The organism is Bacillus sp. FSL K6-3200, assembly GCF_038630485.1.
Lineage (GTDB): Bacteria > Bacillota > Bacilli > Bacillales > Bacillaceae > Bacillus > Bacillus safensis.
The window spans coordinates 786,991-805,138 of the sequence record NZ_CP152032.1; the positions used below are offsets into that span (position 1 = coordinate 786,991).

The following is an 18,148-nucleotide window of genomic DNA, read 5'->3' on the forward strand; positions in this document are numbered from 1 at the left end:
CACTCCTCTTATTTCTTTAGCTCCTCGAGCATTTTAGCTTCGTCCCAAATTTCAATATTGAGTTCTTCTGCCTTTGTCAGCTTACTCCCCGCTGCTTCTCCGGCAATGACTAGATCTGTTTTTTTACTCACACTACCTGCCAGCTTGCCGCCTAACGCTTCGATCGCTGCTTTTGCATCGTTTCGAGCCATTTCTTCTAATTTCCCTGTCAGCACAATGGTTTTTCCTGCAAAGTAGGAATCACTTTCTTCTGCTTTTACCGGCTTTGGCCCTGTGTAGGTCATATTGACTCCAAGTTCTTTTAGTTCGTTCAGCAGATCGAGTATTTCTTCTTTCTCAAAGTACGTGACGACGGCATCAGCCATTTTTTCACCAATTTCGTCGACTTCAAGTAATTGTTCTTTCGTTGCTTGCTTTAATTGATCGATGTTTTCGAAATGCATCGCCAAGGTCTTTGCCGCTTTTGAACCAATAAATCGAATACCGAGTCCAAATAGTAAACGCTCAAGAGAGTTTTCTTTCGACTGCTCAATCGAACGCAGTAAATTGTCGACAGATTTTTCGCCCATTCGTTCAAGCTGAATCAGTTCTTCTTTCGTTAATCGGTAAAGGTCGGACACACGAGAAACGAGCTGTTCCTTGAAAAGCTGCGTAATGACCCGTTCGCCAAGCCCATCAATATTCATTGCATTACGGGAAACGAAGTGAATGAGCCCCTCGCGTATTTGGGCAGGACATTCTGGATTGATGCATCGTAAGGCCACTTCGCCTTCGATTCGCACCAGCTCACTATGACACTCTGGACATTCAGTTGGCATGTGAAACGGCTTTTCTTCGCCTGTACGCTGATCGACAAGGACACCTGCGACTTCAGGAATAATATCGCCGGCTTTTTTCACAATCACTTGATCAAAATAGCGAATATCCTTTTCTTTGATCAAATCTTCATTATGAAGAGACGCACGCTGCACTGTCGTCCCTGCTACTTTGACAGGCTCAAGAATTGCTGTTGGTGTAATCACACCTGTTCGCCCGACACTAAGTTCAATATCAAGCAGCTTCGTTACGACCTCTTCAGCCGGAAACTTGTACGCAACCGCCCAGCGCGGGCTTTTTGCTGTAAAGCCGAGTTCTTCCTGCTGAGCGAGTGAATCGACTTTAATGACAATTCCATCGATTTCATATGAAAAATCGGCACGCTTTACTTTTAATGTTTCAATAAGGTCGATGACTTCTTCGATCGTTTGGCACATCCGTCTTTCTTTGTTTGTTTTAAAGCCAAGTTCGTCGAGAAGATCAAGTCCTGCGCTTTGCGTTTCAACACCAATTTCATCAAGCTCCGCTATACTGTAGACGAATATATCAAGGTTTCGTTTCGCTGCAATTTTCGTATCAAGTTGACGAAGTGAACCTGCAGCCGCATTACGCGGGTTTGCAAACGGCTCTTCTTCGTTTTGTATTCTTTTTTCATTTAATGCTTCAAAAGAAGGTTTTGGCATAAATGCCTCGCCTCTCACTTCAATCGACAGAGGGCGTTTGATTTTAAGCGGGATGGAACGAATCGTTTTGAGGTTTTCAGTAATATCCTCACCCGTTGTTCCATCGCCGCGTGTAGCTCCTCGGACAAACACGCCATTTTCATAACGGAGAGAAACAGCGAGTCCATCAATCTTCAGCTCGACATTGTATGCGATATCGTCACCGACTGCTTGACGAACCCGGCGGTCAAAATCAAGAAGGTCCTGTTCATTAAACGCATTCCCAAGGCTGAGCATTGGTGTGCCGTGACGCACTTTTTGGAAGGCGTCTAAAACAGCGCCGCCTACTCTTTGTGAAGGAGAATCCGCTGCTTTTAAATCAGGGTGCTCTTCCTCCAGAGAGATCAGCTCACGCATCCGCGCATCATATTCAGCGTCAGGAACACTTGGACGATCAAGTGTATGATATTCGTAGTTGTATTGATTCAAAATCTGGTGCAGTTCCTCGATCCGGCGTTTCGCTGCTTCTTTTTCCATCTGCTTCTTCCTTTCAATTCATCCGTTTTGTCAGTCCTATCAATTTATTGCTTCTCGATTGGTGCAAATGCTGCGAGAAGACGCTTAATGCCTGTAGGGCTTGGGAAGGCAATATCAAGCTCTGTGCTGTCTCCGCTGCCTTTCACACTTACAACCGTACCAACGCCCCATTTCTTATGGGCCGCTTTATCGCCCACAGCCCAGCCAATACTGCCACCGCCTGTGTTTTGAATCGTTTGTGTTTGCGGACGTGAGACTGGTCCCCGTCTTTGCGGTCGTTCTCTTGTTTGTCCAAACGATGTTTTTGTTTCTTTTTTCTCATTTAGGTTGTCCAATAAATCGGCTGGTATTTCTCGAATGAATCTAGATTCAAGGTTCATGTTCGTCCGGCCGAAAAGTGTTCTCATTTTTGCACTTGATAAATAAAGCTCTTCTTCAGCCCGTGTGATGCCCACATAAGCGAGGCGGCGCTCTTCTTCCATCTCTGCATCTTCCATTAGTGAACGACTGTGCGGGAAGACACCCTCCTCCATCCCCATTAAGAAAACAACAGGGAATTCTAGACCTTTTGCGGCGTGAAGAGTCATTAAGATGACGGCATCCTGATCTTCTTCTTCATTCTCATCCAGCTTATCAATGTCTGCGACGAGGGCGAGATCTGTCAGGAAGGTCACAAGTGACTTGTCCTCATTCTGTTCTTCAAAGTTCTTAGTGACGGATAGAAACTCGTCAATATTTTCTAAGCGGCTTTGTGCTTCAATCGTTTTTTCGAGCTTCAGCGCTTCACGATAGCCTGTTTTCTCTAGGATTTCTTCTGTTAATTCAGTGACAGATAAATAATCCTGCATGTTCGTCATTTGATCAACGAGCTGTTTGAACTCATCAAGCGCATTAGCCGCTCTTGCACTGAGTCCAATGAAATCCACCTGACCAAGTGCTTCAAACATAGACAGGTCATTCATCTCCGCATATGCTGCAATTTTATCAACAGATGTCGCACCGATTCCGCGCTTTGGTACGTTGACAATTCGTGCAAAACTAATATCGTCATCTGGGTTTGCCACTAGGCGTAAGTATGCCAAAATGTCCTTGATCTCTTTTCTGTCATAGAACTTCGTGCCGCCGACAATGTTGTATTGAATGTTTGACTTCAATAATGTTTCCTCTATGACACGAGATTGGGCATTGGTCCGATAAAGGATCGCAAAATCAGATAATTTGCGCTTACCACTCTTATAGAGCTGATGAATCTTTCCAGCGACAAATTGACCTTCACCAAATTCATTATCTGCGCGGTAATAGGCAATCTTCGCCCCTTCATCATTTTCTGTCCAAAGATTTTTCGGCTTCCGGTTTGCATTGTTTTGAATGACCGTATTTGCGGCATGCAAAATGCGTTTCGTCGATCTGTAATTCTGCTCAAGCAGAATCACTTCACTGGATGGATAATCTTTTTCAAAGGAGAGAATGTTTGTAATATCCGCTCCGCGCCAGCGATAAATAGACTGATCCGAGTCACCGACAACACATATATTTTGAAAACGCTGCGCGAGCAGTTTCACAAGCATGTACTGTGCTCTGTTCGTATCCTGATACTCATCCACATGAATGTATTGGAATTTCCGCTGATAGTGCTCTAACACTTCGGGGATGCGCTCAAACAATCGAATCGTCATCATAATTAAATCATCAAAATCGAGTGATTGATTTTTAAGTAGACGCTTTTGATAATCTGTATAGACATCGCTGACCACTTGATCATAGAAATCACCAGCTGTTTTGGCGTATTCCTCTGCGTCAATGAGTTCGTTTTTTGCACTGCTGATGGAACCTAAAATGCTGCGTGGGTCAAACTTTTTAGGATCGATATTCCGTTCTTTTAAAATGTTTTTAATAACTGAAAGCTGGTCAGATGTGTCTAAAATAGAGAAGTTGCGATTCACACCAATGCGGTCAATATCGCGTCTTAAAATACGGACACACATGCTGTGGAACGTAGAGATCCAGATGTCATCTGCGCCAGGCCCTAAAATAGCCTGGACACGTTCACGCATTTCACGTGCTGCTTTATTTGTAAATGTAATCGCTAAAATGTTCCACGGAGCCACATGCTTTTCTGCCATTAAGTAGGCAATTCGATGTGTGAGCACCCGTGTCTTCCCGCTTCCTGCTCCTGCCATCAACAATAAAGGACCGTCTGTTGCTTTGACTGCTTCTTTCTGCGCGTCATTCAGCCCTTCTAATAGATGATTCGATATTTCATTCATTCCATTCACCGCCAATTCGAACTTATGTTCTATTTTAACCCGTTTCGTCTTATTTGACTATGATGACTTTTTGACTGCTTCGACTGTCTTTAATGCTTCTTTGAAATTGTCATAAATGACGTTTCCTACAACCACGACGTCTGCATGCTGCGAGAAGTCTTTTGCCTGCTTAGCGTTCTCGATGCCGCCGCCATAAAAAAGAACTGTTTCATCAAGCACTGCTTTTGTTTCTTTGACAAGCTCTATGTCTCCAAGCGTTCCGCTGTATTCCAGATAAAAAATGGGCAGCTTCATCAAATGCTCTGCCACTCTTGCATATGCCCTGACGTCATCGATATCCAGCGCTGTATTTGCCTCTGTAAGCTTTGCCGCTTTACAATCTTCATTTAAGATCACATAACCTTCAGGCACAATCTCTTCCATTGACATCAAATCACCGAATTCCTTCATCGCGTCCTTATGGAGCCCAACAATCCAGTCAGGGTGAGAGCTGTTTAAGACGGTTGGGATGAAATACAGATCAAAGCCAGGCACAATCATCTCATGTGTGGAGATTTCGAGCACACATGGTACAAGAAACCGGCGGACCTTTGACATCAATTGAAGCACATTGTCCTCTGTCACATGATCACTGCCGCCAATCAATATGGCATCCGTCCCAGATTCGCAAATCGCTTCTAGCTGTTCATCGGAAATTTCTTTATTTGGATCGAGTTTAAAGACATGCTTCCACTCGGTAACATCATACATGAAAAACGTTCCTCCATTCGTTTCATTCCATTTAAATATTATAACAAAATCAAAGGCCGCAAAAAATGGGTAACCTCCTTTAGCTAAAAGTTTCATTCTTTTGAAAATGGGTGATTGTGACTTTAGAAAAAATTGCTGGAGAATAGATAAAAAATCCACTCGAAGAGGAGCTGAAAGAGGTTGATATTTTGGCACTTTGTCACATGTTATTATACAATAAAGGAATATTTTACTATAGATTTAAAAACCATCTATTGAGCAGAGGTGATTCAGTTGAAAAGAACGATTACATATGAACAAAATCTAGACATCGGATACATCTATATCACCCCGCAAGCGGAGCATATGAAAATCAAAGAAACCATTGAATTAGATGTCAATGAATGTGTCAATGTAGATATTGATCAAGAAGGCCGGGTGGCTGGGTTGGAGTTATTTGCAGAAGAATCCGAAGTGCTGCGGAACGTACCGGTTTATGAGGATGAACTTTCTTTACGTTTGACAGATCAGGAAATTCTCTCAACTTATCATCTGTCAGGCATTGAATTTCAATTCTCGACATCTGATCACAATGGGCTGACCGGTTTTACCATTGTCGATCCTCTTCGCTATAACATCACAAGAAAAAAACCGTTTTGATCTTTCAAAACGGTTTTTTTCAAATTATTGTCTCGCTTCATTAAAATAATGGACGGATGTCATAGCCCCTTCGTCGACCATCTTGTTGTCTTGGATATCTAATGGATCTGGGTGGCCGGCTTTTTCAGGAATCTTTTCATCTGACCGGAACATGCTTGCCCATTTTTTCAGATGCTGTTTATTTTTTACTGCTAATAACACAGCACCTCCAACCCCTAATCCTGCAAGTACATACGCATTTGGACGCTTATTCATGTATGTTCCCTCCCCTTATGATCTTATTTGTAAGTTACCCCGCCTTTTCATTTCTAAACGTCACAATATGCTGGTGTGGTTTCTCTTTCATTAAAAAGTGGAATAACAACAGCAATGAAAGAGAAAAGAGGGGAACTTCATGACCACAACCTTAATGATCATCAGCGCATTACTAGTCATTTGTTTGATCATCCCAATCATTCTACTAATCTGGATTTGGATGAGAGATGAAAAACAAGAAGAACATTCAGTTCTGCGAAATTATCCGGTCATTGGAAAGCTGCGGTTTATTTTTGAAAAAATAGGACCTGAGCTTCGCCAATATCTGTTTCTGAATGACCGAGAGGAGCTGCCCTTCTCAAGAAGAGAATACGAGCAGGCGGTCATGTCTGGGAAGTACAAAAGCCGGACGATGGGCTTTGGATCAAAACGTGATTTTGACAAGCCAGGCTATTACATTCGAAACGTCCTATTTCCAAAGCAGCGAAATGAACTACGAATCGATCAATCTGAAAAAATCAAAACAAAAGTATATCAGATTGATCAAGACAATTTACTGCGAAGAAGTGAACATTTCAAAGAAGTCGAAGCAAAGCCTTACTTTCTCCATCAAGAGGATGTACAAGTCATTGGCGAACACACATGTCAAAATCCTTTCCATGTGAAAGGATTGATCGGTCAATCTGCCATGAGCTACGGCTCCTTAGGCGACAGGGCGATTACAGCTCTATCCTCAGGATTAAAAATGGCCGGCGGGACGTGGATGAACACAGGTGAAGGCGGGCTTTCTCCTTATCATCTCAAAGGCGGCGCAGATATCATTTGCCAGATTGGACCTGGTTTATTTGGCGTCAGAACAGAAGATGGCGCATTTTCCTTTGAAGAATTCAAGAAAAAAAGCGAACACGAGGAAGTCAAAGCCTTTGAACTCAAGCTGGCACAAGGAGCAAAAACACGCGGCGGTCATATTGACGGCGAAAAAGTGACGGAAGAAATTGCGAATATCCGTAAATTACCGCCTCACCAATCCATTGACAGCCCAAACCGCTTTGAGATGTTCCACTCCATTCCTGACATGTTTGATTTCATTGAACAACTGCGGAGTATAGGTGGAAAACCAGTTGGGATCAAACTTGTTGTCGGACATAAAGAAAATATTGAAGAGCTTGCCAGCTATATGAAAAAAAGCGGGAAACACCCTGATTTCATTACAATAGATGGCGGAGAAGGCGGCACTGGTGCGTCCTTTCATGAATTGGCAGATTCCGCAGGGCTGCCGATTTTCACGGCACTCCCAATGGTTCATCAAATATTGAAAGAATACGGTGTCAGAGATCAGGTAAAACTCTTTGCTTCTGGCAAACTTCTCTCACCTGATAAAATTGCGATTGCCCTTTCCATGGGTGCTGACTTTGTCAATATCGCACGGGGACTCATGTTTTCAGTCGGCTGTATTCGCGCACAAGTGTGCCATACGAATAAATGCCCAGTTGGGGTCGCCACAACTGATCCAAAGCTGCAAAAGGGTTTAACGATTGAAGAAAAGAAATATCGAGTCTGCAATTATATCCTTTCTCTAAGAGAAGGTTTGTTTAACTTATCAGCAGCCGCAGGAATTGAATCTCCCATTCATTTTAATGAGAAACATATTGTCTATAGACAAGAAAATGGTCAGACAAGTGAAATCCCTATTTTTTCAGGGACACAGCCGTCTGTCTAGCTCGAAAAGGTGCGGAAACGCGCCTTTTTTTATTGACATTTTCGCTCAATCGCGTATAAAGAACTTAAAAAAGTAACTGAACGGAGAGCTCGAAAAAGATAAAGCGATTATGCATTCAAACCCTATTAAATAGAGCTGAACATCTTATTGATCTAAAACCGAATGACGGTGAAACATATATCGTGTAGTAGTTGCAGTAGATGTCCCTGGATTTCGGGGTTCACAAATCATTGTGTTTAAAGGAGATGCCTATTTTCAAAACTTTTTCGATAGACATGATGACGATCAGAAATGACTGCCTCTCCCCGTTGGAAAAGACTTTCAAAGGGAATGGGGGTTATTTGTTTCAAAGGACATGCAAACAGTAGGATTTAAAGAAATCATGTCTAGTGGTTTATGGGCGAGCTAAAGTAAAAAAACAGGGACACTTTATCAGCCACTGCACGCCTTTTCATAAAAAAACTGCAAACAAGTCCATTTTTCGTGAAAAGGATTGTTTACAGTGAAAGCTGCTTTATTTTGTTTCGTTATTTTCCTGCTGTTCCGCTACGCGGTCAAGTGCCATCGTGTAGGCATCGTTGCCGTAGTTCAAGCAGCGTTTGACACGTGAGATAGTTGCAGTGCTTGCACCTGTTTCCGTCTCAATTTTATGATACGTGTTTCCCTCGCGAAGCATACGCGCTACTTCAAGACGCTGTGATAAAGATTGGATTTCATTGATGGTACATAAATCATCAAAGAATCGATAACATTCTTCCAGGTCTTTAAGGGATAAGATGGAGTTGAATAACTGATCTAAGCTTTTGCCCCTTAATTTATCAATTTGCATCTTAATACATCTTCTCCTTTACTATTGCCCCACCGCTTCGCACGATCTTCTTCTGAGAAAGCGGTATCTTTCCTGACTAATTTTTTTAAAACCTCAGCAATGAGCTTTGAACAGATCATGACAGGTTTGGTTCTACGCTGAAATTGCCGTCAGGTTCTTTCGTAAGCCGAAGCTTCTTTATCGTAAACAAATTCGACAAGTTCTGTCATTTTCCTTGTATGACAATCTGACAAACTTGTTTGCTTTCGGTATAAAGATGACTTCTGCTTGGTTAGGTCTTCTACCCTTATATACAGGCTTTGCGGAAAGCTCGGCGAGACCACAAATATGCGCCCCGCCTTGCTCAATTATTCAAAATATGTTGGCCGGTCAGCGTAACCGACAGATTCATTTTACAATTAGAGTACTTCTTTCGTCATGTCAAAGCCCTCTGCTTTGTCAACAGCTCCACATAAGATCATTTTCACTTACATGGCAGTGAAGAGAACCACGGCTCACTTCTGCCCTATAACAGCAGTCAGAAATGCGGCAAAGATGATACAGCTCCACTCTGTTATATTTTAACGCATTATAGACGGAAAGAGTACAGTTTTTTTCATGACATCAAATATTCCTCTTGGTGTCACTCGAATATACGGCAAATGTGTACTTTGGAAAAAGACAAGTGTATCAATTGGGCAGTCAAATGGATAGCCGCGCTCAATGAGCAGCTCGCGTAATGTTTGTTCCTGCTGAAGAACAGTCTCAAACGGTTCAGCCGATGCACAGCCTGATAATTGCAGCGGGATTTCGTGCAAAATTTTCCCGTTCTCTGTGAGTACGATTCCCCCGCCAATTTCTTTCATCCGCTTATGTGCCAGCATCATATCTTCTTTATTTTTCCCGATCACTAAAATGTCACCCGTGAGCGAAAATGAGCTGACAAAGCCCTGCACTTTATTTGCGAACCCTTTTAGCATCGTATTCACACGCCACTCACCTTTTCGGTCAATCAGGCTAAAGAAGCTTTGATCATGGTCACATGACAGCTGGTTGATTGAGTTATCAATTTCCACTGTATAAGGCTCCATAATAACGGCATTTCTCATCTTGACACCTAGCGGCATAGAGAATTGCAAATCACTCATCGTGAGATCGTAGCCTAAATCTAATGGAGCCAGCCCGCCATTTTCCCATTTTGTTTCTTGGAATTGGTGCTGGTTCTCGCCATCTAATTTGAGAATAACCCCTTTAGATATCACCGTTTCAGGATTTGGGTTCATTGGATCATCTAAAATATTCAAAGAAGCCAGCCGGCCTGGGCCAACAACGCCTAGTAAATCATCAATTTGATAGTATTTTGCAATGTTAAATGTCGCCATATTATACGCATCAATGATCGGCACGCCTTCTTCAAGGGCAATTGAAATCAAACGGTTAATCATGCCTTCCTCATAAAAGTGAGGGGCAGCACCATCTGTTGTATAGAAAAAGTGATCATAATGTCTAAAATTACGCTCATGCAGTTCTCTTAAAATGTTCACTAAATCTGGGCGGATGGAAGAATGCCGCAATGAAACATGATAGCCAAGGGACAAGCGTTTTAACACATCGTCCGCATTCATCGCTTCATGATCACTGTCCGCGCCAAACAGCTTCATTTTTGTTAGCGTTTTCTCAGAAGCTCCAGGGAAATGCCCTTCAATTCGTTTTCTCTGCTTCTTTGTTTCTTGCATGCAATATAGAATGAGATCATCACCGTCCATCAATCTTGGCCAGCTTGTTAATTCGCCGCCTTGGAGGACGTCAGGATGATCAATCCATTCCTTCCGGTAGTTGACTGGCAGCATCTCATCTTCATATCTGACTTCCGTTTGAAGATCGTATCTGGACCACCAGAAATACTGAAATGGCTGCTTTTTTAATTCACACAGAGTGGAAAGCGCTTTCTTTTCATTGCTTTGCAAAAGAAGAAATAAGTTATCGCTGACCATTGTTGTTGTGCCAAATTGAGACACATATTCTGCAAGTGATTGGGGATTATAAATATGGAACGGGTGCGCGTGAGGCTCTATATACCCAGGCACAATGTATTTCCCTTCACAATCAATCACACGTTTAGCTGATTTATTTTGAGGAAGCTCTGCTCCGACATAAACAATTCGATCATCATGTATCCAAATATTTGCCTTCACCCATTGTTTCAAAAACGGGTTAAGCACGAGTCCATTCGTTAAAAGGAGTGTTGGAACTATTTTTGAGTCGACTACATCGATTTGTGTGCGGATGTCATTGTTTCTCCAATTAAAAGTACGTTCGGACATTCACATACTCTCCTTCATTTGTATTAGCCCTATCGTAACATAACGAACCACGTTACGCATTAATGAAACGTTACAATTTCTTGAAATCACACTTAAAATAATTTAAAAAAGGAGATTCACCTTAATGAAACCTAATCTCGGCTTAATGGAAGCGCTCATTAGAATTGCCTGCGGAATGACAATATGTACTGTGGCTGGATCGTTATATGCTAGAAAACCATGGAGTAAAATGCTGCTTTTGGGCATCATGTTTGGCGGTATGAAACTGGGATCTGGCATTCTTCGTTTTTGTCCAGTGACATATATGTGTGAGCAGCAGCACACACATAAAGAGAAGGCTGAGTAAGGCAGCCTTCTTTTTTATGATCGTTTTCATCTCATTCTGCTGCTTCACACCATTCTACTATTGTACCTGCAATAATTTCTGCTGCTTCAATCACATGCTCAATGTCGATGGATTCATTCGGAAAATGGGCAAGCTCCGTTGTTCCCGGTCCAAAAACGATGATCGGAATACCTGCCGCCTGTGACAGTAATCCTCCGTCCGTTCCCCAAGGGGCGGCTTCGATCTTCGGCGGCTGATTCATGACCGCTTCATATTGTTCCTTCAATAAACCTAAAAGCGGATGATCCGTATCGATGGAACCCGGAAGCCACCTTGCACCAAACCATTCAACCTCAACAGGATGCTCTTGGAACCATTCATCTTTTTCTCCGAGCCCTGCCATCCAATTTTCTAATTCCTTCTCTGCCTGTTCTACCGTTTCACCCGGTATCACCCCGAGCCTGCCTTCCATTATGACAAGGTCTGCTACAGAGGATGGCCAATCACCGCCTTGAATTTTCCCAATATTGATTGGGATCGGGATTGGGATATGCTGAAACAGCGGCTCAGTGATTCGCTGATTTCTTTCTTCTTCAAGTGCCGCTATATGTGAAAGGACTATCGTGCTCTTTTCAATAGCAGAAACGCCGTGATATCTTGTTCCGCCATGAGCAGCCCTTCCTTTAATATGCAGTCTGAACCATTTAGATCCTTGCTGAATCGGAAAGATTTTCATATGACTTGGCTCTGGAATGATGGCTGCCTCTGCGGTATATCCTCTTAGTATGGCTGCAAGGGTGCCTGCGCCGCCGCTCTCTTCTTCGACAACACTATGAAACACGACATCTCCCTTCAGTGGAATCTGAAGTGCCTGCAGTGCTTCAAGTGCAAAGAGTAAAGAAACGTTTCCACCTTTCATATCTGTTGCCCCGCGTCCATAAAGTCTCCCATTTATGATATGCCCGCTGTAGGGCGGATATGTCCATTGTTTGTGATCTCCTGCTGGGACAACATCCACATGCCCATTTAATAAGATAGATTTGCCGCCTCCTTTACCTTTCAATCGTCCGGCGACATTAGGACTTCCTTTAAAGGAACGTCTCGGGGAATAAAAATACGGATGATTCAGCAAGTCATCTCCACCAATGTCCCATACGTCAACATCAAAGCCAATGGCAGAAAGTTTATTTGCTACGATTTTCTGTACTTCTTGCTCATTTCCTTGTGTGCTGTCACATTGCACCATTTGCTGAAGAAGCGTCACGGCTTCTTCCTTATGCTCTTTCATCCAGCTTCTGATACGTGTAATTGGCTGCAAGTCGGTCATCCTTTCTACACAACAGATTTGACATCAGGCGCTAAAATGAGCGGCGCCTCTGTCGCCCTCATGACATCTTCCGGCTGAAACGGCGGCATGACTTCACGCAAAATGAGCAGCTGTGACTTGACCTCAATGACTGCCATATCCGTAATAATCAGATCCACACAAGACTTAGCTGTTAAAGGCAGCGTGCAGGCTGCTTTTATCTTAGATTGTCCGTGTTTATCAAGGTGGCTCATTACGACCACCACCTTTTTCGCTTTTTGCGCGAGTTCAATCGCTCCACCCATACCCGGCACTCGTTTCCCTGGCACAATCCAATTGGCAAGATCACCATGACTGCTGACTTCAAGTGCACCTAAAATGGTCATATCCAGCATCCCTTTGCGAATGATGCCAAAAGCGGTTGTGCTGTCCATATATGAGCCGCCTTTTGTTAACGTAATGGGAAAACCGCCGGCATTGCACAAATTCGGATCTTCTTCCCCTCGTGCTGGTGAAGCGCCTGCCCCCATAATGCCGTTTTCTGCATGCAGCCACACCTCGTAATGTGCTGGGATGTATTCAGCTGCAAGGGTCGGGATGCCGATCCCAAGATTGACGATCATCCCATCTTCAATTTCCTGTGCCGCGCGTTTGGCTATGCGGTGTCTTAAATCGATGTCTCCCATGCCCATGTCCAGTTCACTCCTTTTGATTGCACGATCTGGTTCACAAATACGCCTGGCGTGACGATTTCCTCTGGATGAAGCCCGCCCACAGGCACAATCTCTTCTACTTCCGCAATGGTCCAGTCTCCTGCCATCGCCACAATCGGGTTTGTATTCCGCGCGCTTTTATCAAAAATCAGGTTGCCTGCTTCATCTGCTTTGAGGGCATTCACAATTGCGATATCCGCAGTCAGTGCAGGCTCAAGGATATACTTCTTTCCATCCAGCTGAACCAATTGTTTCTCATCAAGATTCAGGCTATCCATGCCGACATCTGTCACAATGCCCGCTAAACCCATCCCGCCTGCCCTGATCTTTTCTGCTAGAATGCCCTGCGGGTAAAAAAGAACGTCTAGTGTACCTGCCTGCATTTTCTGCCCGGCAATTGGATTTGAGCCAATATGAGAGGTAATGATTTTCTTCACTCTTCCTTCTGTGATCAGCCTGCCAACACCGATTTGCGGGAAGCCTGCATCATTTCCGATCAATGTCAGGTCTTTGATATTGGCTTCTAGAATGGCATCGATCAATGATGGCGGTGACCCTACACCGCCAAACCCGCCAAACATGATGGTCATTCCGTCTCTGAAATGCGTGATGACTTCATCAAAGTTCGCTATTTTGTTCATCATCTTTCCTCCCTACATGGCAGATGGGAAAAACCCTCGATTGATGACTTCTTGCTCGACCTGCGTCATTGTCTGCCCGAATAAATGAATCAGTTCATCCATCTCCTGCTGCGTAATAGAAAGCGGCGGTGCGATCATGACCGCTGCACCTCCTACGCCATCCTCTCCAGCGCTTGCTGGGTAAACAAGCAAACCATTTTGTTTGGCCGTCTCCACAACTAAATGTGTCATTTGAGCATGGGCAGGAAATGGTGTTTTCGATAATCGGTCTGCGACAAATTCAATGCCAATGAGCAGTCCCTTTCCTCTCACATCTCCTATGATGGAATGATTTGTTTGCAAATTCTTTAAAGCATTCATTAAATATCGGCCAGACAGATCAGCTCGTTCTGAAAGCTGGTGTTTTTTCATATATCGAATGACAGCCAGTGAGACGGCTGCTGAAAGCGGATTGCCGCTATAAGTGTGGCCTGCCATCACAGAGCCCGAACCGCTGAGAATCGGTGCAATCACGTGATCCGCTGAGACAGCTGCCGCAATCGGTGAATAGCCGGCGCTCATGCCTTTTCCGAGTACCATAATATCTGGTACGACGCCCCAATGTTCCATGGCAAACATTTTCCCAGTTCGTCCAAAGCCTGTCATGACTTCATCTGCTATCATTAAAATATCGTTTTCCTCACAAACTCGCTTCATCGCCTCAAAATATCCATCTGGCGGAACAAGCGCCGCGCCCGCTGCTCCAACAATCGGCTCTGCAATAAAAGCAGCAATCCTCTCTTTTCCTATACGCTGGATGACGGTTTTAAATTCCTGTACATACCATTCGACCTGCTTGCTTTCTTCCTTTGGCAGCCACGAACGATAGCTGTATGGCGGAGACAGCACCGGGTGTTTTTCGAGCAGTGGTTCAAAGCGCTCTCTCCTTGCAATATGTCCTGACATCGACAGCGCACCGAGTGTGATGCCGTGATAACTCATCCATCTTGAGATGATGTGATTCTTCTCAGCCTTCCCCTGCTCCTGCCAATGCTGAATGGCTATTTTCATGGCGGTTTCTGTTGCCTCTGATCCGCTTCCGACAAAAAAAGACCAGTTCAGGTTCCCTGGGCAGAGCGTACTCAATTCATAGGCAAGTTCTTCCGCTGGTTCATTTGTAAATTGTGATCTGTACGTAAAGCTCACCTTTTCCGCTTGCTCTGTCATGGCATCAATGATGTCTCGTATACCATGTCCAATACTTGCCGTGACAGCACCCGATGAGCCGTCTAAATATTTTTTCCCGTCCCGATCATATAAATAAATCCCCTCTCCTTTCACAGCCACAGGATAATGCTGATTCAACATCGGTTTGATTAAGTAATCCCGGGTCTCCACTTTGTCATTCCTCCCTCTCTCGTCAGCAGCTGCATCTTTCTTTTTTCATGAATCGCAAGAAAATTTTGTATACTTGTTATAAGATTAGCTTAATCAAGAGGGCAGTCATCCTCCATTCGCCACATGCCCGAATTTCACACGCATTTTTTATACATCGTGTATAAGAGTGTTCAAAAGGAGGTCATGAGTCTATGGCGATTCTCGTCAAAGATGCACTCTCGCTCGATATCATGAAGGAAACAAAGCTGCTTGCTGGGGAAAATGGACTGGACCGCCTCATTCAGTGGGTGACCATTGTAGAAATTATCGAAGATACTTCAAGGCTTTCAGAAGGGGAACTGCTCGTCACAACCGGCTTTGGACTTGCAGACAATAGGGAAAGGCGCGCCCGGCTTGAGGAGCTGATTCAATCTCATCGTCTATCGGCCATTGCGATTTATAAAGGCGTGTACTTAACGGAGATTCCGGCATCACTGATCGAAGCTGCCAAAAACAGCGGTATTCCACTCATCGAGATTCCTTCACATGTCAACTTCTCAGACATTACAAAAGCCGTCCTAGAGCAAATCGTCAGCAGCCAGCTCCATCAGCTTAAATATTCTTCAGCTATTCACCAAAGACTGACCCATTTAAATGTAAGCAATAAAAATGTCACACAAATTACAGATGAGCTGGCACATCTCACTTCGGCAAACATCGTCGTGCTTGATGTTTTTTTACATCAAACCGCAGCTCATCTCATCAAAGATGAAGTGACGTACTCTCCTGCTGTTGGCTTTCTGACAGATCGTGAACCAATCGAAACGATGCCTCTTCTCAAGCAGGCTGAGGAGAAAGGACGGCTTGTTTATGACACATGCGGTGCGTTTGTCCTCGCTGCATGTCCGGTCATTGCGATGGGCGATATTTTCGGGTTTATTGTATCTTTAAAGAAAAAGGATGCATGGCATCATCTTGACGCGATTGCCATCGAGCATGCCGGGGCGGTGTATGCGATTGAATGGCTGAAGCAAAAAGCCATTCAAGATACAGAAAACCAAATGCAAGGTCATTTATTAGATGATATTTTGCAGCAGCAATACACAGAAGAAAGCTATGTGGTCGAACAAGCAACAAAGCTGCAATATGATATGAGCGATGAGCAGGTGGTCATCTACTTTCAATTTCAGCATCAGCACACACAGCTTGATCACCAAATGATGCAGCGCCTATCTCAATTACTCACGTCGATATTTGAACGCAGACATATTCCTTTTTTACTAAAGACAAGGCTCGATTCCATTTTTGTTCTTACACCAGCAGGAAAAAAACCGTTTCATGAAGCGGAGTGGTATCGCGCAGCAGAAGAGTGCCGGAGCACCTGGTCTTATTTTTTTCCCGTCCATCCGATTGTGATTGGCATTGGGAGAGCCTATGATCAGATCGGTCTCTTTTCAAAAAGCGCGAAGGAAGCGCAGTATGCAGCAAGGCTTCTTCCGCTTTTAAAGACAGACGAATGCATCATTCATTATCAGAAGCTCGGCTTATACGGGATGCTTCTTGAAATGAATGAAGCGGGTATGAATTTGCATGACTTTTACGTCGAGCTGTTAAGCCCCTTGCTTTATACGAAAAAACAGGGGGCTGACCTGATCCATACACTCGAAGTGTATTTGGCCCACAATGAAAATATTCAAAAATCTGCGGGGGAATTGTTTATTCATAGGCATACATTAAGCTACCGGCTGAAACAAATTGAAACGAGAACAGGCTGCAGCCTCAAATCCACGGATGATCGAATGAAGCTACAGCTCAGTATCATGGCGTACCGCCTATCTGGTCTGCTTGATCAGATGAGAACCATTTCATGATTCATTCGGCGTTTTCACCCATAGATTCATATCTTCAATTTTGTCAAAAATATAACAGTTGTTTTGGAAACGCCCGGTATACGTATAGCCGAGCTGATAAAACACTTGGTTCATTCCATAGGACAGTGCACGTGCGAGAGAATAAAAGACATAGATGTGCATGGATTGAAGTTCTTTTTCGAGTGCTAGAATCAAATGATGCATGAATCCTAGTTTTCTGTATGATGGAAGGGTCGCACAATCTGTTAATTCCGCATGACCATACGGCGCATTAATTTCAGCGGATGCTGCACTCACAATGTGCCCGTCATGTTCAACGGCATAAAAAACCGTCCCTTCCTCCATCACCTTTTGGATGTAATCTGGCTCGTTCATTGGCGTAGGATACGTTTCAAAGACGGTATCATAGAGCTTTGCCAGCTTGTGAATATCCTGCGTATCCGCTTTCCTCATCACATACTCATCCTGCCACGTGCCTTGGTCTTTTTTGAGAGGCTTTTCTTGAATAGACGCAACAATTTCATCTTCCTTCAGCCAATACGGGCTGTTCATTCGATCCTCCGTCAGAAAGAGCGACATGCCGTACGCATCACTTCCAAGGAAATAATGAGAAAACACGCCTTCAAGCCGAAAACCTTTTTCTAAAAAAAGAGGCATATGCTCACGCCTGACTTTCACAATGACCTTAGAAGCCTTGCAGTCTGCCGCATCCTTAAGAACCGACTGAATCACATCCCGCACTCTGCCGCTGTAGTCATCCAAACGGATTCGCTCATTAAATGAATCAATACAGATCGAGGCAGAAAAACGCTCGTTCGCAAGTTCCTTCAATTGCACCATATACTCATCCTCTCTTATAAATCAGCTAATAAAAAAAATCCAAATGGAAAATGAAACAATGACGATACCAGAAAAAATCGACATGATCACATACCTAATGGCTGAGCCTTTTTTGGCTTTGTTTTGCTTTCTCGCTTCATACATGATGAGATTTGAGAACAGTATAAATAAAATAAGTAAGACGATTGCAAATAGAATGATTCCTTGAATGATCATGCTGCCTCCTCATAAACTCGTCATCCCATACTACTTCTTCATATTCGAGCATCATCCCTTCTCATGAACAAAAAACACCTTTCCATCTCGTCAGATAGAAAG

18 protein-coding genes are annotated in these 18,148 nt (G+C 43.8%); 6 read left to right on the top strand and 12 right to left on the bottom strand.

Going from position 1 to position 18,148, the window contains the following annotated elements:
• Positions 1 to 8: 8 nt before the first annotated feature.
• The 3 genes from ligA to MHI60_RS04070 are packed head-to-tail and all read right to left on the bottom strand — an operon-like array spanning position 9 to position 5,032.
• The gene (ligA, locus tag MHI60_RS04060; RefSeq protein WP_048239993.1) at positions 9 to 2,015 is read right to left on the bottom strand and encodes an NAD-dependent DNA ligase LigA; all 2,007 of its coding nucleotides are present in this window, start codon (positions 2,013 to 2,015) and stop codon (positions 9 to 11) included.
• Positions 2,016 to 2,059: 44 nt separating this feature from the next.
• Positions 2,060 to 4,282 carry a DNA helicase PcrA gene (gene pcrA, locus MHI60_RS04065; protein ID WP_144485797.1) on the bottom strand — a complete coding sequence of 741 codons (2,223 nt, stop codon included), beginning with the start codon at positions 4,280 to 4,282 and terminating at the stop codon, positions 2,060 to 2,062.
• Positions 4,283 to 4,339: 57 nt separating this feature from the next.
• A complete protein-coding gene (locus MHI60_RS04070; RefSeq protein ID WP_048239995.1) occupies positions 4,340 to 5,032 on the bottom strand; it encodes a heptaprenylglyceryl phosphate synthase in 693 nt (230 codons plus the stop codon).
• A 273-nt stretch (positions 5,033 to 5,305) separates the two neighbouring features.
• Between MHI60_RS04070 and MHI60_RS04075 the strand changes: the two genes are divergently transcribed.
• Entirely contained in the window at positions 5,306 to 5,671 is a 366-nt protein-coding gene (locus MHI60_RS04075) for a DUF2283 domain-containing protein (protein ID WP_144472552.1), read from the top strand.
• Between the two features lie 24 nt (positions 5,672 to 5,695).
• On the opposite strand, the gene MHI60_RS04080 is transcribed toward MHI60_RS04075, so the two are convergent.
• The gene (locus tag MHI60_RS04080) at positions 5,696 to 5,926 is read right to left on the bottom strand and encodes a hypothetical protein (RefSeq protein WP_024426686.1); all 231 of its coding nucleotides are present in this window, start codon (positions 5,924 to 5,926) and stop codon (positions 5,696 to 5,698) included.
• 139 nt (positions 5,927 to 6,065) lie between these two features.
• On the opposite strand from MHI60_RS04080, the gene MHI60_RS04085 reads away from it, so the two are divergent.
• From MHI60_RS04085 to MHI60_RS04095, 3 genes are all read left to right on the top strand, one after another.
• Entirely contained in the window at positions 6,066 to 7,646 is a 1,581-nt protein-coding gene (locus MHI60_RS04085) for an FMN-binding glutamate synthase family protein (RefSeq protein ID WP_144485799.1), read from the top strand.
• A gap of 113 nt (positions 7,647 to 7,759) precedes the next feature.
• A complete protein-coding gene (locus tag MHI60_RS04090) occupies positions 7,760 to 7,834 on the top strand; it encodes a hypothetical protein (protein ID WP_263640222.1) in 75 nt (24 codons plus the stop codon).
• Between the two features lie 41 nt (positions 7,835 to 7,875).
• Positions 7,876 to 7,941, top strand: a complete 66-nt coding sequence (locus MHI60_RS04095; protein ID WP_342502685.1) for a hypothetical protein — start codon at positions 7,876 to 7,878, stop codon at positions 7,939 to 7,941.
• Positions 7,942 to 8,160: 219 nt separating this feature from the next.
• Here MHI60_RS04095 and MHI60_RS04100 read toward each other — a convergent pair whose 3' ends face one another.
• Both MHI60_RS04100 and MHI60_RS04105 read right to left on the bottom strand, forming a co-directional pair.
• A complete protein-coding gene (locus MHI60_RS04100) occupies positions 8,161 to 8,475 on the bottom strand; it encodes a YerC/YecD family TrpR-related protein (protein WP_024424524.1) in 315 nt (104 codons plus the stop codon).
• A 560-nt stretch (positions 8,476 to 9,035) separates the two neighbouring features.
• Positions 9,036 to 10,778, bottom strand: coding sequence for an adenine deaminase C-terminal domain-containing protein (locus MHI60_RS04105; protein ID WP_144485801.1), 1,743 nt, complete (start codon positions 10,776 to 10,778; stop codon positions 9,036 to 9,038).
• A gap of 124 nt (positions 10,779 to 10,902) precedes the next feature.
• Here MHI60_RS04105 and MHI60_RS04110 point away from each other — a divergent pair, with 124 nt between their 5' ends.
• Positions 10,903 to 11,124, top strand: coding sequence for a DUF2892 domain-containing protein (locus MHI60_RS04110; protein WP_144485803.1), 222 nt, complete (start codon positions 10,903 to 10,905; stop codon positions 11,122 to 11,124).
• A gap of 31 nt (positions 11,125 to 11,155) precedes the next feature.
• Here the strand turns inward: MHI60_RS04110 and MHI60_RS04115 are convergent, their stop codons facing one another.
• From MHI60_RS04115 to MHI60_RS04130, 4 genes are read right to left on the bottom strand one after another with little or no spacing between them, the layout of a single operon-like run.
• Positions 11,156 to 12,421, bottom strand: a complete 1,266-nt coding sequence (locus MHI60_RS04115) for a peptidase (protein ID WP_144485804.1) — start codon at positions 12,419 to 12,421, stop codon at positions 11,156 to 11,158.
• A 14-nt stretch (positions 12,422 to 12,435) separates the two neighbouring features.
• On the bottom strand, positions 12,436 to 13,101 hold the full coding sequence (locus MHI60_RS04120) for a 3-oxoacid CoA-transferase subunit B (protein WP_095407899.1): 666 nt from the start codon (positions 13,099 to 13,101) through the stop codon (positions 12,436 to 12,438).
• Positions 13,077 to 13,766, bottom strand: coding sequence for a CoA transferase subunit A (locus MHI60_RS04125; protein ID WP_186437339.1), 690 nt, complete (start codon positions 13,764 to 13,766; stop codon positions 13,077 to 13,079). The genes MHI60_RS04120 and MHI60_RS04125 overlap by 25 nt, the downstream gene beginning before the upstream one ends.
• Positions 13,767 to 13,775: 9 nt before the next feature.
• A complete protein-coding gene (locus MHI60_RS04130; protein ID WP_048240005.1) occupies positions 13,776 to 15,140 on the bottom strand; it encodes an aspartate aminotransferase family protein in 1,365 nt (454 codons plus the stop codon).
• Between the two features lie 191 nt (positions 15,141 to 15,331).
• On the opposite strand from MHI60_RS04130, the gene MHI60_RS04135 reads away from it, so the two are divergent.
• On the top strand, positions 15,332 to 16,990 hold the full coding sequence (locus tag MHI60_RS04135) for a PucR family transcriptional regulator (protein ID WP_144485808.1): 1,659 nt from the start codon (positions 15,332 to 15,334) through the stop codon (positions 16,988 to 16,990).
• Here MHI60_RS04135 and ablB read toward each other — a convergent pair.
• Both ablB and MHI60_RS04145 read right to left on the bottom strand, forming a co-directional pair.
• Positions 16,985 to 17,830, bottom strand: coding sequence for a putative beta-lysine N-acetyltransferase (ablB, locus tag MHI60_RS04140; RefSeq protein ID WP_144485810.1), 846 nt, complete (start codon positions 17,828 to 17,830; stop codon positions 16,985 to 16,987). The genes MHI60_RS04135 and ablB overlap by 6 nt on opposite strands.
• A 21-nt stretch (positions 17,831 to 17,851) precedes the next feature.
• Positions 17,852 to 18,046, bottom strand: a complete 195-nt coding sequence (locus MHI60_RS04145; RefSeq protein ID WP_144485812.1) for a hypothetical protein — start codon at positions 18,044 to 18,046, stop codon at positions 17,852 to 17,854.
• Positions 18,047 to 18,148: the final 102 nt, after the last annotated feature.